This is a genomic window from Dyadobacter sp. HNCC25DJ187 (assembly GCF_056895255.1).
In genome coordinates, this window is record NZ_JBXHAT010000002.1 from 2,121,719 (window position 1) to 2,138,452 (window position 16,734).

The 16,734-nt window shown below is 42.1% G+C and carries 18 protein-coding genes; 12 read left to right on the forward strand and 6 right to left on the reverse strand.

Going from position 1 to position 16,734, the window contains the following annotated elements:
* The first annotated feature begins 59 nt into the window (after positions 1 to 59).
* Positions 60 to 1,622: an Rne/Rng family ribonuclease gene (locus AC1XUE_RS19665; RefSeq protein WP_483357689.1), complete on the forward strand. Its 1,563-nt coding sequence runs from the start codon at positions 60 to 62 to the stop codon at positions 1,620 to 1,622.
* Positions 1,623 to 1,726: 104 nt separating this feature from the next.
* On the opposite strand, the gene AC1XUE_RS19670 is transcribed toward AC1XUE_RS19665, so the two are convergent.
* From AC1XUE_RS19670 to aat, 5 genes are all read right to left on the reverse strand, one after another.
* Complete coding sequence (locus AC1XUE_RS19670) at positions 1,727 to 2,554, reverse strand: enoyl-CoA hydratase/isomerase family protein (protein ID WP_483357690.1); 828 nt, start codon at positions 2,552 to 2,554, stop codon at positions 1,727 to 1,729.
* A 4-nt stretch (positions 2,555 to 2,558) separates the two neighbouring features.
* Complete coding sequence (locus AC1XUE_RS19675; RefSeq protein ID WP_483357691.1) at positions 2,559 to 3,644, reverse strand: M20 family metallo-hydrolase; 1,086 nt, start codon at positions 3,642 to 3,644, stop codon at positions 2,559 to 2,561.
* A gap of 97 nt (positions 3,645 to 3,741) precedes the next feature.
* Entirely contained in the window at positions 3,742 to 4,992 is a 1,251-nt protein-coding gene (locus AC1XUE_RS19680) for a glutamate-5-semialdehyde dehydrogenase (protein WP_483358017.1), read from the reverse strand.
* On the reverse strand, positions 4,992 to 6,023 hold the full coding sequence (gene proB / locus AC1XUE_RS19685; protein WP_483357692.1) for a glutamate 5-kinase: 1,032 nt from the start codon (positions 6,021 to 6,023) through the stop codon (positions 4,992 to 4,994). Before proB ends, AC1XUE_RS19680 begins: the two co-directional genes overlap by 1 nt.
* 130 nt (positions 6,024 to 6,153) lie before the next feature.
* Positions 6,154 to 6,774: a leucyl/phenylalanyl-tRNA--protein transferase gene (aat, locus tag AC1XUE_RS19690; RefSeq protein WP_483357693.1), complete on the reverse strand. Its 621-nt coding sequence runs from the start codon at positions 6,772 to 6,774 to the stop codon at positions 6,154 to 6,156.
* Positions 6,775 to 7,139: 365 nt separating this feature from the next.
* Here aat and AC1XUE_RS19695 point away from each other — a divergent pair, with 365 nt between their 5' ends.
* The 11 genes from AC1XUE_RS19695 (at position 7,140) to hemH (ending at position 15,520) form a co-directional block, all read left to right on the forward strand.
* Entirely contained in the window at positions 7,140 to 7,850 is a 711-nt protein-coding gene (locus tag AC1XUE_RS19695) for a GNAT family N-acetyltransferase (RefSeq protein ID WP_483357694.1), read from the forward strand.
* Between the two features lie 154 nt (positions 7,851 to 8,004).
* Positions 8,005 to 8,253, forward strand: a complete 249-nt coding sequence (locus tag AC1XUE_RS19700; RefSeq protein WP_483357695.1) for a type II toxin-antitoxin system HigB family toxin — start codon at positions 8,005 to 8,007, stop codon at positions 8,251 to 8,253.
* A 61-nt stretch (positions 8,254 to 8,314) separates the two neighbouring features.
* Positions 8,315 to 8,719, forward strand: a complete 405-nt coding sequence (locus AC1XUE_RS19705; protein WP_483357696.1) for a helix-turn-helix domain-containing protein — start codon at positions 8,315 to 8,317, stop codon at positions 8,717 to 8,719.
* A gap of 34 nt (positions 8,720 to 8,753) precedes the next feature.
* Positions 8,754 to 9,953 (forward strand): argininosuccinate synthase, encoded by a 1,200-nt coding sequence (argG, locus tag AC1XUE_RS19710; RefSeq protein WP_483357697.1) that lies wholly within the window; start codon positions 8,754 to 8,756, stop codon positions 9,951 to 9,953.
* A 62-nt stretch (positions 9,954 to 10,015) separates the two neighbouring features.
* Complete coding sequence (locus AC1XUE_RS19715) at positions 10,016 to 10,252, forward strand: hypothetical protein (RefSeq protein WP_115830432.1); 237 nt, start codon at positions 10,016 to 10,018, stop codon at positions 10,250 to 10,252.
* A complete protein-coding gene (vapC, locus tag AC1XUE_RS19720) occupies positions 10,249 to 10,650 on the forward strand; it encodes a type II toxin-antitoxin system tRNA(fMet)-specific endonuclease VapC (protein ID WP_483357698.1) in 402 nt (133 codons plus the stop codon). The genes AC1XUE_RS19715 and vapC overlap by 4 nt, the downstream gene beginning before the upstream one ends.
* A complete protein-coding gene (gene argC / locus AC1XUE_RS19725; protein WP_483357699.1) occupies positions 10,650 to 11,633 on the forward strand; it encodes an N-acetyl-gamma-glutamyl-phosphate reductase in 984 nt (327 codons plus the stop codon). Before vapC ends, argC begins: the two co-directional genes overlap by 1 nt.
* 102 nt (positions 11,634 to 11,735) lie before the next feature.
* Positions 11,736 to 12,866 carry an aspartate aminotransferase family protein gene (locus tag AC1XUE_RS19730; protein ID WP_483357700.1) on the forward strand — a complete coding sequence of 377 codons (1,131 nt, stop codon included), beginning with the start codon at positions 11,736 to 11,738 and terminating at the stop codon, positions 12,864 to 12,866.
* Positions 12,867 to 12,967: 101 nt separating this feature from the next.
* Positions 12,968 to 13,369 (forward strand): GxxExxY protein, encoded by a 402-nt coding sequence (locus AC1XUE_RS19735; RefSeq protein WP_262512411.1) that lies wholly within the window; start codon positions 12,968 to 12,970, stop codon positions 13,367 to 13,369.
* A gap of 56 nt (positions 13,370 to 13,425) precedes the next feature.
* On the forward strand, positions 13,426 to 14,373 hold the full coding sequence (locus tag AC1XUE_RS19740; protein ID WP_483357701.1) for an N-acetylornithine carbamoyltransferase: 948 nt from the start codon (positions 13,426 to 13,428) through the stop codon (positions 14,371 to 14,373).
* 85 nt (positions 14,374 to 14,458) lie between these two features.
* On the forward strand, positions 14,459 to 15,520 hold the full coding sequence (gene hemH, locus AC1XUE_RS19745; RefSeq protein WP_483357702.1) for a ferrochelatase: 1,062 nt from the start codon (positions 14,459 to 14,461) through the stop codon (positions 15,518 to 15,520).
* A 63-nt stretch (positions 15,521 to 15,583) separates the two neighbouring features.
* Here the strand turns inward: hemH and AC1XUE_RS19750 are convergent, their stop codons facing one another.
* Entirely contained in the window at positions 15,584 to 16,732 is a 1,149-nt protein-coding gene (locus tag AC1XUE_RS19750; RefSeq protein WP_483357703.1) for a cysteine desulfurase family protein, read from the reverse strand.
* Positions 16,733 to 16,734 lie beyond the last annotated feature (2 nt).

A 16,734-nucleotide genomic window follows, 5' to 3' on the forward strand; every position in this document is an offset into this window, starting at 1 on the left:
ATTACTCTTTTGGGGAGGTCGAGTATTAACATTAAGATAGCCATTCAGTTGGTGGAACATTGAGTAACGAATTACTAATCAATTCTACTCAAAAGGGAGAGCGTATAGCCCTTTTGCAGGATAAACGTCTTTTAGAGTATCACGTTGAAACACCGGATCAAAGCTTTACCGTAGGTGATATTTACCTTGGTACAGTCAGGAAACTGGTGGCAGGGCTTAATGCTGCCTTTGTGGATGTGGGATTTGAAAAAGATGCATTTCTGCATTATCTGGATTTAGGTCCCAATATTAACTCTCTTAACAAGCTAACCAAGGATGTAATTTCCAAGCGTGCGAATTCGGGCAAATTGAGTAACTTCAAGATGGAACCTGAAATCGAAAAGCTGGGGAAAATTGATAAGGTCCTTTCCAAAAACCAGCCTATTCTGGTTCAGATAGTAAAAGAACCGATCTCTACAAAAGGACCTCGTTTATCCTGCGATATTTCTATTGCTGGTCGATACATCGTCCTTGTTCCTTTTTCCAACTCAGTAAATCTTTCTAAAAAGATCACTGACAAGCAGGAAAGAAATCGTCTGCAGAGATTAATGTCGTCTATTAAGCCTGCGAATTTCGGTGTGATTATTCGTACCGTTGCAACAGGAAAAGACGTTGATGAGCTGAATAAAGATCTTCAGGATTGCCTTGACAAGTGGGAAAACGGAATTAAAGCACTCCGCGATGCCAAGCCACGCGACCGTGTAATTGGTGAAATGAACCGTGCTTCATCCATTATCCGTGACATGCTGAACGAGTCATTCGACAGCATTACGGTGGATTCAAAAGAGGTGTATGACGATATAAAAGCATACATCCACAACATTGCACCGGAAAAGGAAAATATCCTTAAACTTCACAACGGTAAGAATAAGCTTTTTGAGCAGTTTGGTCTTGAAAAACAGATCAAGGGATTGTTTGGTCGCTCAGTAAGTCTTCCTAACGGAGGATACCTGATTATTGAGCATACGGAAGCACTCCATGTTATCGACGTAAACAGCGGTAACAAATCCAACTCAGAAGAGGATCAGGAAGCGACTGCCCTCAGCGTAAATCTGGAAGCTGCGAAAGAAGTAGCACGTCAGTTACGTTTGCGCGATATGGGTGGTATTATTGTCGTTGATTTTATCGACATGAAGAAAGCGGAAAACAAACGCGTTCTTTTTGACATGATGCGCGATGAAATGAAGGGCGACCGCTCTAAGTACACCGTTCTTCCTCTTTCTAAATTCGGATTGCTCCAGATTACACGCCAGCGTGTGAGACCTGAAATGAATATTGTTACTCGTGAAACCTGCCCTACCTGCGGCGGAACGGGGACCATTCAGGCTAGCATTCTTGTTTCGGATGTCATTGAGAATAACTTGGATTATATGCTCTCTAAGCAGAATGAGCGTGGAATTACGATTTTATTGCATCCATTCCTGCATTCCTATTTTACAAAAGGTATTATTTCCCGACAAGTAAAATGGTTCTTCCAATACAAAACCTGGGTTAAACTCATAAAAGATTCATCTTTGGGCGTAACAGATTTTAAATTCCATAACCAATATGGAGAAGAAATTGAGATCGTTCCGGGGAATTGATTTTTCCAGTTAATCACTTTTAAAATCAGTTCTCGTGGTTGCTGATTGATGCAAAAGAACTTACATCAGTTTGGCTAAACCGGACTGTTGAAGATTACCTGGAATTATTTCCCTTTCCAGACAGGATCTCTTTTTTCACGAAAAGCTGCTGTCCCCTCCTTCGCATCTTCTGAAAGCAATAAAAGATCCAGCTGTTCTTTCAGAAACCGATGACGTTCGTCAATAGGGATAGAAGATAATTTTTGAAAAGCCTTCATACCAGACTGAATGGCGTACGGGGCATTGGCACATATCACTGCAGCCAAAACATCAGCTTCATGCTGTATTTGTGCTGATTCCACAACTTTCGTGAGCAATCCCATTTCATTCGCTTCAACAGCTGTATACGCTTTTCCGGTGACAGCCATTTCCAGAATTTTACGCGCTGGTAATATAGCTGTCAGAGACTCCATCACCTGCATCGGCCAGATTCCTCTTCTCACTTCCGGCAGGGCGAATGTAGCTTCAGGTACGCTGATTACAAACGTGCATCCGCATATCAGCAGAAAACCACCTGCCAATACAGGTCCCTTCACGATCGCGATACTCGGTTTGAGCAACTGCCCAAACGCATCGCCTAATCGCACTTCTTCCCGGATAGCAGGAAGCGATACATTAGGCTTATCTACATCCTGGTTATGAAAAGCATTCAGATCTGCTCCGGCACAAAATACAGGCCCTTCAGCTTCCACAATTACACACCTCACTTCTGATGTATAATGAGCATATGCCAACGCATAGGCTATTTCCTGCGCCATGGTAGGTGTAAAGGCATTGCGTTTTTCAGGACGATTCAGGATGAGCCGGAATACATGATCTGCCAACTCAGTTTTGATGTAAACAAACTGAACCTGATGAAATTTTTGTATGTCCTCTTCCTGATAGAATTGCATTTTATTAAAGAATTACAGCTTCCAACATAGTAATATATTGCTTAATACCAGCCTCAATCTCATCTAAATAAATAAATTCATCAGCGCTGTGCGAACGTCCTGAATGTCCGGGACCCATTTTCAAGGATGGACAATCGAGAAGTGCCTGATCAGAAGTGGTGGGCGATCCGTATGCATTTCTTCCTAAAGCCAAACCTGCTTTTACAATAGGATGATCCATAGGTATACTTGATGGGCGCAAGCGGATAGATCTCGCGCTTACTTCTGAACCGATATGCTCCTGAATCACATCAATAATTTCCTCCAGTGTATATTGATCCGTAGCACGGACATCCACTGTAAAATTACATACATCCGGAACCACATTGTGCTGCGTGCCTGCATTGATAATCGTAACTGACATCTTTACAGGCCCAAGTGTTGGGGACACTTTAGGAAACTGATAGCTATTGATCCACTGGATATCCTTCAGAGCTTTATATATGGCATTGTCGCCTTCTTCTCTGGCTGCGTGCCCGGACTTACCTTTCGCCGTGCAATCAAGCACAAGCAATCCTTTTTCTGCAACGGCCAAGTGCATTTCAGTTGGTTCCCCTACAATGGCAAAGGATATTTCAGGCAACTCCGGTACTACAATTTCCAAACCTTCCTTACCGGAAATCTCTTCTTCTGCAGTAGTCGCAATGGCAATATTGTAAGTCAGATTCTGACATTCATAAAAATAGCAGAAAGTAGCCAGCAATGAAACCAGACAACCGCCTGCATCATTACTGCCCAAACCATACAATTTACCATCTTCGACCTTCGCAACAAAAGGATTGAGTGTCCAGGATTTGTTGGGTTTTACTGTGTCATGATGGGAATTCAGCAATAATGTAGGTTTCTTATGGTCAAAGTGCTTATTGAACGCCCACAAGTTGTTCTTTTTACGGGAAAAAGGAATTCCCTTTTTATTGAAATAATTCTCTATCAAAAATGCTGTCCCTTCCTCTTCCCTGCTGAACGACTCTGTTTCTATCAATTCCTTCAGTAATGAAACAGCTTCTTCACTCAATATTTTTATATGCTCAATCGCTTCTACTTTCTCCATAACGGGTTGGGTTATTCTCCGATGATTTTGGGCAAAGGTATAAAAAAAGGGAGTTGCACCTTACAGTACCACTCCCTTAGAATTCCATTAGAGATATTTACCACCTCACCTGTCCATCGCCTCTCACAACCCATTTTTCTGTTACGAGTTTTTCCAGAGCAAACGGTCCACGTGCATGTAGCTTCTGCGTAGAAATGCCTATTTCAGCACCCAAAGCAAAAACTCCCCCATCGGTAAAGCGCGTAGACGCATTGGCATATACCGCAGCAGCATCCACTTCTTTCAGAAAATTATCAATTGCATCGTTATCCTTCGAAATAATTGCCTCCGAGTGACGGGACGAATGTTCACGGATATGACCAAGCGCTTCATCCAACCCATCTACAACTTTTACCGAGCATTTATAGTCAAGAAACTCACGCCCGAAATCCTCAGGCTCCGCTCTCTGTAAGAAAGGATATTTAACTCCCTCGAAAATACCATAGGCCGTTTTATCTGCAAATACTTCCACATTCCATTTTACAAACTCTTCTTTCAGCTTTGGCAGAAAATCCGCGGCAACCTCTTTATCTACCAGGACAGTATCCAGAGAATTACAAACCGATGGTCGTGAAACTTTTGCATTCACAACAATAGAAGCGGCTTTGTCCAAATCACCCGTTTTCTCCACATAGGTATGGCAAACACCAGCTCCGGTTTCAATAGTAGGGACCAGAGAATTCTGACGAACGAATTTTATTAATCCTTCAGAACCTCTTGGAATGATAATATCCACATATTTTGTAGCCGTCAAAAGCTCCATCACAAACTCCCGGCCCGTTGGAAGCAAATTTACAGCGGCAGCGGGCACTCCTATTTCTTCCAGACTCTCGTGAATCAGGCTAACCAAATACGTATTGGAATAATGCGCTTCCTTTCCACCTTTTAAAACGCAAGCATTTCCGGAACGCAGGCAAAGTGACGCTACATCGATTGTCACATTGGGACGTGATTCATATATTACACCCACGACGCCGAGAGGTACTGTCACTTTTTGTAGCGATAACCCTTGCTCTATTGTTCTTTCAAGAAGTAGTTCACCGGTAGGATCGGCCAAAGCGGCTACATCTCGAAGACTCTGTGCCAAGGCTTTAATCCGATCAGCATTCAGCAAAAGCCTGTCTTTCTTTGGATCTGCATCGTCCATCAGGTCCAAATCTTTCTTATTTTCCTCAACAATCCGGTCAGTATGCGTCATCACTCTATCGGCGATAGATAGCAAAAGATCTGCCCTGTGCTTATCACTAAGTTTGCGAACAGAAACGGACGCATCCTGTGTCGCTTTTAAAAGATGTAAAATCGAATCCATCATAGTATAACGATATCATTGGCGTGCGCCACTTCAAAATTTAAAGTCTTCATATTTTCTTTGATTGCAGCTGATGTTTCTCTTGCACGTGCTACGGCAATCATTTCCTGGTCAGGAGAGTATATTTCAATAATTTCTCCCGCTTCAAACTCGCCGGTTACATCAGTTACACCCACTGCAAGCAAACTTTTCCTTTTCAATAGCGCCTTGGATGCACCTTCATCGATATGTAATGTCCCGGAAACCAACCCTCCGCTTCCAAGCCACCTGTTCCTTGCCGATAAGGTGCTTTTCCCTGCTCCTATTACCGTCCCAGCTTTTCCTTCCAGTGCCAGCAAAAGTTCGTCTGCCTGGTTCATACCGAATATCACAACCTGAATAGCCATCCTGGCAGCCAGCTTGGCAAATGTGAGTTTGGAGGCCATACCACCCAATCCAAGAAAGGATTTATCAGTACGTACAAATCTGAAAACTTCATTCACATTATTTACGTTCCGGATAATAGCACCGCGTTCGTCCAGTAATCCGCCAACCGATGTACAAAACATCAACGTTTCAGCTCCAAAACCAACCGCCAGCAGAGTAGCCAATTCGTCGTTATCCGAAAACTTTAATTCTCGGTCACTCACCACGTCGTTTTCATTTACAATGGGAATGATGTCATTCTCCCATAATTCCTCAAACGTATCCTTCAGCTGCAGGAACTTTTTACGGTTTGCAAAATGCTGCCTTTCACATAAACTTTGAGCTATATAAATTTTGTTCGGAGCAAAATAACTGGCATACAACCCCACCAGCAATGGATTCCCCACTGAAGCGGCGGCCTTGCGTTGCGTCATTGTACCTTTGTAATCCTGAATATAGGCTTTTCCTGCGCCCACAGCGCCTGATGAAACAATGATGATCCTGTAATGAGCATGGATAGAGGAAACCTGCCTTGCTATTTCTGAGATGATTCTTACATCAGGCTCTCCCGAAGCTAACGTAATGGAAGCCGTCCCGAATTTTATAACTAGAATTGGTTTTGACACTTTGAACTTCTTGTAAAGCCGACCGCTTGAAGTGGCAGAGAACGATAAAACGATTTTATCCCAAAATTAACTTTTCTTAATAAGAAAAGAACACATATATCCTGCGAAGATGAATAAACTTATACCTGACCTACATCTGAAAAGGCAACTCATTGAATTTTCTGTGTGCCAGCAACCCTTCCTGCAAGCGCTTCAGGTATTCATCCTTACTGATTTCGATTGCTCCATAACGAAGCACATTATCGTTCATAAACTGCGTGTCCAGTAATTTGAAATTATTCAATCTGAGTATCTGAATCAAATAATGGAACGCGACTTTGGAGGAATTACTTTCTTTTGAAAACATAGATTCACCAAAAAATGCTCCATTAATTGATACACCATACAATCCGCCCACCAGCTGTCCATCATTCCACGCCTCCACACTATGCGCAAATCCCAACTTGTGTAACGCTACATACGATGCGATAATATCGTCTGATATCCATGTTCCTTCCTCAGATCCGCTTTTCCCTAGAATCCTTAGCCCGGCACAACCCCTCATCACACCTTCAAAATCTGTATTTACCCTGACATCAAATTGTTTCCGGTTCAGCACAGGTCTCAGCGACTTGCTCGGTTTATATGTGTCGATAGGAATTATAGCTCTGGGATCGGGAGAATACCAGTAGATGGTTCCGTCAGGCTCTGCCATGGGAAATATACCATTCATATAACCATACAGAAGATCATCAGTACTAATCGAAGGCATAGAGCAGGTTTCCGTTTCGTTTTAAATTCCTGCATAGTTAGTATATATCCGGTGAGGTAGCAACGAAATTTTAAGATCCGTTGATGAACCATAAAAATATATTTCCTGTTGTTTTGTCATACTAATTTTTTGTACCAAATTTGCATTCTCTTAGACGACTAACCAAAGTACATGAATAGCAACGGAATACATACTGTTCTTCATACTACGCCATTCAGGTTTAGGTCCCCCCGGACCGTCTAATATTATTTTGCCTACGTGGCAAAACTTTCCCCGCCTTTTTCTTTAAATTTTTGAAACGTCCCATCGTTATTACTGGGAGTGAAATTTTTTGTTTCGAACATTTTTTGTCTTTAAAGCCATCAATGAAAAATACCGAAGTAGTGGGCAGTCAGTTCGTTGTTCAGACTGCCAATGAAAATCATCTTCATTATGCAGAAACTATTTGTGCAGAAATGGAAGAGAGTGCCAAAAAACGTGGTACTGGTATAGCCAAGCGTTCTCCTGTTTACATTATGGAGAAAATGGTTGAGGGAAAAGCGATTATCGCAACTACCAATACCGGAGAATGGGTGGGATTCTGTTATGTCGAAACATGGGAACATGGGAAGTTTGTAGCAAACTCAGGCTTGATTGTACATCCTGGATTCAGAAATAGCGGAATGGCCAAAGCGATCAAACAGAAAGCTTTTGAACTTTCACGCAAAAAATATCCCGATGCCAAAATTATTGGTATCACTACAAGCTTGCCGGTAATGAAGATCAACTCTGACCTGGGTTATGAACCCGTAACGTTCAGTGAACTTCCCGCGGACGATGCTTTCTGGAAAGGCTGTGCCAGTTGTGTGAACTATGATGTACTGACGCGTACCGGCAGAAAACACTGTCTATGTACGGGAATGATGTACAATCCTGACGATCATAAAAAAACTGAGACGCATTCAGAAAAAGATGCCTGGGATTTCCTTAAAGAATCCAGTCTTTATGAGCGTTGGATGCGTATTAAACAACGCATCTTATTGCGAAGGGAAGAACGCGCGAAAAAGAAAAACGCCGAGGCTATGCTTGTACATTAAACGTACCCGCATTCATTTACAGATTATTAATATCGTATAAATACCTCGCCCGACCGCTTTTCAAGCCCGATGCGAGGTATTTTTTTGTTATACACACATTAAACGATCCAGACCTTCCCATTTCGGGAATACTTGGGTACTTTTGTTGGAAGAAATGAGAATTTTCACCAAAGCAACACTTAGAGATTTTTGGGATAAAACACCAGATGCCAGACCTGCACTTGAGTTTTGGTATGATACAATCGAAAAAACTCATTTCAGCAGCCCTAACGAAGTTATTAAGTTTTTCAAAAATTCAGATACAGTTGGAAATGGCAGAATTGTTTTTAACATCACGCACAACAAATATCGACTCATAGCGAATTTGAATATGAAAGACAGTTTGTGTTTGTCCGATTTTTAGGAACGCATTCAGCCTATGACAGGATTGAAGACATTAAAAACATATAACTCATTCAAAGCACATGAAAGCACTTGCAATTAATTTGGATGATATAGTGATAAAACCAATCACCAATGATGCTTCTTTCGAAGAAGCAGGAAAAATCATTGATACATTGATTGATGCTGATTTGTTAGAAGATCCGCAAGAAAGGAAAAAGGCATTGGATATTCTCGAGGCGGTAACAGTCCTGGCAATAGATTATGAGAAAAAGAATTTTCCTATACCAAAGCCTGACCCCATTGAAGCCATCAAAGAAAGAATGGATCAGCTTCATCTGAGCCGTAAAGATGTAGCACCTTACTTCGGTGGTGAGAACAGAGTTTCTGAAGTGTTAAATAAGAAAAGAAATCTGACTATCAAAATGATCAGGGAACTGAATAAGAATCTTGGTATCCCGGTAGACACCTTACTGACAATTAGTTAATTTTTAAAGAAATAAGAATCATATAATAAACATAATGTCACAGCCAAAAGTAGTATTAGCGTTCAGCGGAGGATTAGATACCTCCTTTTGTGTAAAATATTTAGCCGAAGACAAGGGCTATGAGGTGCATTCTGTACTCGTAGATACAGGCGGTTTTTCAGATGAAGAACTTAAAACTATTGAAGCCAACGCATATGCCTTAGGCGTAAAAAACCACGCTACTATTTCGAAGACAGCGGATTACTATAATGATTGCATCAAATATTTGATTTTTGGTAATGTACTGAAAAATAATACTTACCCACTTTCGGTAAGCGCGGAACGTGTTTTTCAAGCTGTTGCTGTTGCTGAGTATGCAAAGGAGATCGGAGCAAGTGCCATTGCGCATGGAAGCACAGGAGCCGGTAATGACCAGGTTCGCTTTGATATGGCATTCCGCATTATCATTCCGGAAGCTGAAATCATCACGCCTATCCGTGATCTGAAGCTCTCTCGTGAAGCTGAAATCGAATACCTGACTAAAAAAGGCGTTGGTCGCGAATGGGCAAAAGCTGCTTACAGCATCAATAAAGGATTGTGGGGAACATCTGTTGGAGGAAAAGAAACACTTACTTCTGAGCAGTACTTGCCTGAATCTGCATGGCCAACCCAGGTTTTAAAAACTGAACCAGAAACCATCACGCTGGAATTCGTAGAAGGTGAATTGAAAGGTGTTGCAGGTGAGTTTTTCGAGAATTCTGTTGAGGCTATTCAGAAACTGGCTGCCATTGCACAACCTTTCGGAATTGGTCGTGACATTCACGTAGGTGATACCATCATCGGAATCAAAGGTCGTGTAGGTTTCGAGGCTGCTGCTCCTTTGGTGATTATCAAAGCGCATCATACACTTGAAAAACATGTATTGAGCGAGCAACAACTTTACTGGAAAGAACAGCTTTCTAACACGTATGGGACCCTTCTTCATAAAGGCCAGTTTGTAGAACCGGTAATGCGTAATATAGAAACTTTCCTTGCGGATACTCAGGCTCACGTAACAGGAAGAGTGCATGTACATCTTGCTCCATATCGCTTCCATGTTGAGGGAATCGAATCACCCTATGATCTGATGTCATCGAAATTTGGCAGCTACGGAGAAATGAACAATGCATGGACCGGAGACGATGTCCGCGGATTCTCCAAAGTGGCATCTAACCAGGTAATGATTTATCAGAAAGTAAGCGAGAGCAACAACTAATCGTTTAGGGGCAATTGTTGATAGCTGGTTGAGATTCGTAAGTCTTATTAAAGATTTTAGTTATGACAATCACAGAACTTCAGAATCAAATTCAAAAGAAAGCGTTGGAATTACCTCCTGATTTACTTCAGGAAGTATTTGACTATATGGAATTTGTAGTTGAAAAAAAACGAAAGAGATTATTTTCCTCCGATCAGGAGCTTCAGAAATGGTGGAAAAATCTTGATGACTTTTCAAACGACTATATGAAGGACCAGACGCAACCTCCATTGGACAAAATTGAAAATTTGTTTGAATGAAGTACTTACTTGATACCAATATCATTGCCTACATTATTAACAAGAGGCCACCAGAAGTTTTCTCAAAATTTCAATCACTATCTAGAGGTGACTTGTTAGTTTACTCAATTGTGGTAGCAGAGCTCTGGTTTGGCGTAGCTAAAAGTCAGAAAAAAGAACAAAACAAGGTAGCTCTTGAAATTTTTTTAGAGCCTTTAACAATTGTTGATTTTGATCTTACTGCAGCAAAATTTTATGCGATTATCCGGGCAGATTTACAGAGTAGTGGTTCAGTTATTGGCTCAAATGATCTCTTAATTGCAGCGCATGCTCTTAGCCTGGGGCTCACACTGGTGACCAACAACACTAAAGAATTTGGAAGAGTAAGTGGTTTGACATTAGAAAATTGGGTAGAATAATGCAAAATATCAATATCGGAATAATCGGTGCGGCAGGATATACAGGAGGTGAATTGCTGAGAATTGTGATTAACCATCCTTACCTGAACGTTGCCTTTGCACATAGTAAAAGTCAGTCGGGCAAACCAGTCTACGCGACACATACTGACCTGTTGGGCGACACAGACCTGATTTTTTCAGGAGAAGAAATCCAGGAACTACTGAATCAGAAAGACCTTGGAGGTATTTTCCTATGTTCAGGACATGGAGAATCTAAAAAGTTTCTTGACCAATACAATGTTCCTGAAACTGTAAAGATCATTGACCTCAGTACAGATTTCCGTAACGAATCCAACGGATTTACATACGGACTTCCTGAGCTGCAGAAAGACAAGATCAAAACGTCTTCGAAAATTGCCAATCCTGGCTGCTTTGCAACGAGCATAGAGCTGGCTATTTTGCCTCTGGCAAAAGCAGGATTATTGAAAGAAGATGTGCACGTGAGCGCTATAACGGGCAGTACAGGGGCAGGCCAGGCGCTGAGCGCAACAACACATTTTTCTTGGAGAAATAACAATTTGTCAATTTACAAGGCGTTCAGCCACCAGCATTTGACTGAGATTAAGATGAGCCTGAAAAAACTTCAGGCTGGTTTTGACAAAGCAGTTCATTTTGTCCCTTACCGTGGTGACTTTACGCGTGGGATTATGGCCAATGTATACACGCCGTTCGCCGGAACGCTGGAAGAAGCGCAGGAATTATATAAAAACTATTATGCATCGCATCCATTCACGCATGTTAGCGATGTACCAATTGATCTGAAACAGGTTGTCAATACCAATAAATGCCTGATCCATCTGGAAGTGCATGACGGACAGCTACTGATCAGCAGTATTATTGATAATTTGACGAAAGGTGCTTCTGGTCAGGCAGTTCAGAATCTGAACTTAGCGTTCGGATTACCGGAAGATGCCGGTTTGAAGTTGAAGGCTCCATCATTTTAATTTGTTTAACGCAGAGTTATGGAGGTGAAGCGCTGAGGACGCTGAACTACTCTTTCTGTGTAATCACTCATTTTCCTCTGCGTTTAAACTACATTCAAGATTATGTCACATTTATTTGATGTATACCCACTCTACGATATAGAACCTGTAAAGGCCGAAGGAAGCTACTTATGGGATTCGAATGGCACTAAATACCTTGATCTATATGGCGGTCACGCTGTAATTTCTGTGGGGCATTGCCATCCAAAATATGTTGATAAATTAAGCAAACAGCTTCATGCGATCAATTTTTACTCCAATTCTGTAAAAATATCCATGCAGGAAGAATTGGCAGAAAAGCTAGGAAAGCTCTCGGGATATCCTGACTATAAATTATTCTTGATCAACTCAGGTGCTGAAGCTAATGAAAATGCACTTAAACTGGCTTCTTTCCATACAGGTCGTAAGAAAGTAGTTGCATTTACAAAGGCATTCCACGGACGTACTGCAGGTGCTGTAGCTGCTACTGACAATCCGTCTATCGTAGCTCCTGTCAATTACAACGAGCATGTAAGCTTCCTTCCTTTTAATGACGTAAATGACCTGGAGCAGGGAATTACGGATGAGGTTTGCGCTGTAATTGTAGAAGGTATTCAGGGAGTGGGTGGAATCCAGGTCGCTTCTGACGAATTCCTGCAAGCTTTACGTAAGAGATGTGATGAAACCGGCGCAGTCCTGATTTTGGATAGCGTACAGTGCGGATATGGCCGTACAGGTAAGTTTTTCTCTCACCAGTTCAGCGGCATTCATCCGGACCTGATGACTATGGCCAAAGGTATGGGAAATGGTTTTCCGATCGGAGGTGTATTGATCTCTCCTAAATTTAAAGCCAGCTATGGATTACTGGGAACTACCTTCGGAGGAAATCACATGGCATGCGCAGCGGGAATTGCTGTTCTTGATATTATGAAAGAGGAAAACCTGCTGGCCAACGCAACTGAAATAGGAGCGTATCTATTTGAAGGTATCAAAGCAATCGGAGGTTATAAGGAATTGAGAGGACGTGGATTGATGATCGGAATCGAGTACGACTTCCCGGTGAAAGACCTTCGTAATAAACTACTCTTCGAACATAAGATGTTTACCGGCGTAGCAGGAGCCAACACGATCCGCTTGCTTCCGTCATTGGCATTGGGTAAAGAAGAAGCAGATGCCTTCCTGGATGCTCTTCGCACCTGCTTAAACGCAGAGTGAAGAAAAGAGCCTAGCGCTGTGTTCCGCTGAGTTTATTAACCATATATTTGATATTCAACGTAGAAAGCTTCACCCAAAATTTAATAAAATATGGTGAAGAAATGAATAGAAATATAAACAGTTCTTTGGAGGAGAACGATATAACTCAGATAATACTACAATACAGTTTTAAAATTCACAGTGCGTTGGGACCAGGATTACTGGAATCCGTATACGCGGAATGCTTATTCTATGAATTAAAAAAGCACGGTTTGCATGTAGAAAAACAAAAAAGTCTGCCAGTATTGTACGATGAAATTATTCTGGAAGCTGGATTTCGGATTGACCTGTTTGTTGAAAATAAGGTAATTGTTGAGTTAAAGGCAGTTGAAGCTTTGAATGAAGTCCATTTCGCTCAAACTTTAACATACCTTCGACTATCTGAATGTAAAGTTGGCTTACTTATTAACTTTAATGTAGTTTCGTTAAAAAATGGCATTAAACGAATCGTAAATAAATATTAACTCCACGACCTCTGCGTGTACCTCATTAAACTCTGCGATTAAATAGAGCACAAAAAATGAAACATTTCCTATCCATAAACGACGTAACAGACCTTAACCAACTTATTACCAGCGGAATTATCTCAAAGAGAAATCCTTTCGGTGATAATGAACTGGGAAAGAATAAGACAATCGGCCTTTTGTTTTTCAATTCCAGTCTGCGTACGCGATTGAGTACCCAGAAAGCAGCACAAAATCTTGGTCTGAATGTGATCATGATGAACGTGGGTCAAGATGGATGGGGACTGGAAATGGAGGAAGGTGTGATTATGAACGGTGATAAAGCGGAACACGTGAAGGAAGCTGCCGCCGTAATCGGTCGCTATTGCGATATCATCGGAATCCGTTCATTTGCCGGCCTGCAGGACCGTGAGAAAGATTATCAGGAAATCGTTTTTGAGCAATTCAAAAAATATGCTGAGGTACCTATCGTCAACCTGGAGTCAGCGACACGCCACCCGTTACAATCCCTGGCCGACTGTATCACAATTGAAGAATTCCGTGTGAAGGAACGCCCGAAAGTTGTGCTTACTTGGTTACCGCACTTTAAGGCATTGCCACAGGCAGTTGCCAATTCATTCTGCGAATGGATGAATCCGATGAACGTTGAGCTGGTGATCACACACCCGGAAGGTTATGACCTTGCGCCTGAGTTTGTAGGGAAAGGGCAGGTAATCTACGATCAGAATAAAGCGCTTGAAGGTGCTGATTTTGTTTATGGAAAGAACTGGTCATCGTATACCAACTACGGACAAGTGCTCAGCAGCGATCCATCGTGGATGATCACAGAAGAAAAAATGAGTCTGACAGACAATGGTAAATTTATGCATTGTCTACCTTTAAGGAGAAATATGAAAGTAGCAGATGAAGTACTGGATGGCCCGCGTTCGTTGGTTATCGAACAGGCTGCCAATAGAGAATGGTCTGCCCAGGCTGTACTCAGAGAAATACTTATCGGAATGTAATAACCTTTAACGGCTGTCGAACTTTTAAGGGTTGGGCAGCCGTTATCATTCCGACAGTCTTCACCATGAATAAAAATTACAGGTAATGCATACCGAAACATTGACAAACACATCTCCCTCAACAGAAAAACAAATAAAAAAAACTGGTGTCCTGATCGTAAATCTGGGAACGCCGGATAGTCCGTCTGTCCCGGATGTACGGAAGTATCTCAGGGAGTTTCTGATGGATGAACGTGTAATTGATATCCCCTTTCTGAACCGCTGGTTACTGATCAACCTGATCATTGCACCTTTTCGTGCGCCGAAATCTGCTAAGATATACCGTGAGCTATGGACTCCGCAAGGATCTCCGTTAAAGATATATGGCTATTCTGTTGAAGAAAAGCTGCAGAAAGTACTGGGAGACAATTATGTGGTAAAACTTGCTATGCGTTACCAGAGTCCGAGCATTGAAACAGGCCTGACCGAACTTCGTAAAGAATGCCTGACAGACATCATTATTGTGCCATTTTTCCCTCAGTATGCTTCTGCTTCCACTGGCTCTGTTTACAAAAAAGTAATGGAGGTAGTAAAAGACTGGGAAGTATTACCGGAAATCAAATTCATCAATCGTTTTCTGGATCATCCCAAATTCGTTGAAGGCTTTGTAAATCTCGGCAAGAAATACATGGCTACCCGTGAATACGATCATTTCGTATTCAGTTACCATGGTATTCCTGAAAGGCAGATTACAAAAGGAGATGTGGCCAATGTTTGTAGCTTTGGAAGCTGCTGCGATACACTGACCAATCAAAATCAGCATTGTTACCGCGCGCAGTGCTACGAAACTACAAGATTGTTTGTAAAAGGAATGGGTATTCCGGAAGGTAAATACACTGTTGCATTTCAATCGCGTCTGGGTAAAACGCCTTGGATCAAACCTTACACAGATGAACTGATTCCCGAACTTGCTAAAAAAGGAGTAAAATCAGTATTGGCATTCTCCCCTGCATTTGTAGCCGACTGCCTCGAAACCACCATCGAAGTAGGAGAAGAATATAAAGAAATATTTGAAAAAGAAGGCGGCGAACACTGGCAACTGGTAGAAAGTCTGAACGACAGTGATATCTGGATTGAAGCGCTTGAAGATATGGTTCGAAATGCTTAGGGAAGCCAATATACTGTACATCGAAAGGGCCGGGTCATTGTATTGATCCGGCCCTTTCAAAATTTAAACAACTGCTGGTTCTTTACTGTAAAATCCTGCAAGTGTCTTTACAGCATAGTCAACTTCTTCTGAAGTATTATATTTTCCAAATGAAAACCGGACGTTAGCTCTCGCCGGATCCAGGCCGAGCTCATTCAATACGTGTGAGCCAATGTCTGTACCACTTGAACAGGCGCTTCCACCTGATACCGAGATTCCGGCAATGTCCAGATTAAACAACATCATATCACTCAAATCCGAAGGAGGCAGACTTACATTTAACACCGTATACAGGCTTTCATGCAGCTGTCCTGATTTCCCGTTGAATTGTATACCTTCAATCTGATCTGTAAGCGCAGCGATCATTCTGGTTTTAAGACTTTCTATATGTGCACGATGTGCATCCATATCCCGGTATGCAATTTCCAGTGCTTTTGCTAATCCTACAATCCCATATACATTCTCTGTACCTCCACGCATGTTACGTTCCTGAGCACCTCCATGAATAAATGGGTGAATCTTAACACCAGGCCGGACGTACAGAAAACCAATACCTTTCGGTCCGTGGAACTTATGTGCAGCACCTACCACAAAGTTGGCTTTCAACTTTTGCAGATCATGGCAATAGTGGCCCATCGTTTGCACTGTATCGGTATGAAATACGGCTCCGTATTCTTCACATAAATCCCCTGTCAGGTCCAGATCCAACAGATTACCGATCTCATTATTGCCATGCATCAGCGAAACAAGTGATCTCGGATTCGATTTCAGAAGCGTTTCAAGATGCTCCATGTCGACAGCACCTTTCTCATCCAGATTAACGTAACTAAGCTGTATCTGACCCGTTTTTTGCAAATGTTCAAGTGTATGCAAAACGGCATGATGCTCTATCTTTGAAGTAATAGCATGCTTAAGTCCCAGCGTCTCAATACTCGAACGTATTGCAGTATTGTCCGCTTCGGTACCTCCGGATGTAAAAAATATTTCCGCAGGAGCAGCATTGAGAATACCGGCAATACTTTTCCTCGCTCTTTCAATTAAAGAACGGGCAGCACGGCCATTGGCATGAATAGATGATGGATTACCGTACTGTTCAGCCATTACAGGCACCATTGCTTCCAGCACCTCCGCGTCTAGACGTGTGGTAGCTGCATTGTCTAAATAAACCTTCATAA

Excerpts from the sequence above, each read along its gene's own strand:
- vapC (WP_483357698.1), top strand. The coding sequence starts at position 10,249 with ATGAAGTACTTACTTGATACCAATATCATTGCCTACATTATTAACAAG.
- AC1XUE_RS19740 (WP_483357701.1), top strand. The coding sequence starts at position 13,426 with ATGAAACATTTCCTATCCATAAACGACGTAACAGACCTTAACCAACTT.
- AC1XUE_RS19675 (WP_483357691.1), bottom strand. The coding sequence starts at position 3,644 with ATGGAGAAAGTAGAAGCGATTGAGCATATAAAAATATTGAGTGAAGAA.
- AC1XUE_RS19680 (WP_483358017.1), bottom strand. The coding sequence starts at position 4,992 with ATGGATTCGATTTTACATCTTTTAAAAGCGACACAGGATGCGTCCGTT.
- AC1XUE_RS19730 (WP_483357700.1), top strand. The coding sequence starts at position 11,736 with ATGTCACATTTATTTGATGTATACCCACTCTACGATATAGAACCTGTA.
- AC1XUE_RS19735 (WP_262512411.1), top strand. The coding sequence starts at position 12,968 with ATGAATAGAAATATAAACAGTTCTTTGGAGGAGAACGATATAACTCAG.
- argC (WP_483357699.1), top strand. The coding sequence starts at position 10,650 with ATGCAAAATATCAATATCGGAATAATCGGTGCGGCAGGATATACAGGA.
- AC1XUE_RS19715 (WP_115830432.1), top strand. The coding sequence starts at position 10,016 with ATGACAATCACAGAACTTCAGAATCAAATTCAAAAGAAAGCGTTGGAA.
- AC1XUE_RS19695 (WP_483357694.1), top strand. The coding sequence starts at position 7,140 with ATGAAAAATACCGAAGTAGTGGGCAGTCAGTTCGTTGTTCAGACTGCC.
- aat (WP_483357693.1), bottom strand. The coding sequence starts at position 6,774 with ATGCCTTCGATTAGTACTGATGATCTTCTGTATGGTTATATGAATGGT.
- AC1XUE_RS19750 (WP_483357703.1), bottom strand. The coding sequence starts at position 16,732 with ATGAAGGTTTATTTAGACAATGCAGCTACCACACGTCTAGACGCGGAG.
- AC1XUE_RS19705 (WP_483357696.1), top strand. The coding sequence starts at position 8,315 with ATGAAAGCACTTGCAATTAATTTGGATGATATAGTGATAAAACCAATC.
- AC1XUE_RS19700 (WP_483357695.1), top strand. The coding sequence starts at position 8,005 with ATGAGAATTTTCACCAAAGCAACACTTAGAGATTTTTGGGATAAAACA.
- argG (WP_483357697.1), top strand. The coding sequence starts at position 8,754 with ATGTCACAGCCAAAAGTAGTATTAGCGTTCAGCGGAGGATTAGATACC.
- AC1XUE_RS19670 (WP_483357690.1), bottom strand. The coding sequence starts at position 2,554 with ATGCAATTCTATCAGGAAGAGGACATACAAAAATTTCATCAGGTTCAG.
- hemH (WP_483357702.1), top strand. The coding sequence starts at position 14,459 with ATGCATACCGAAACATTGACAAACACATCTCCCTCAACAGAAAAACAA.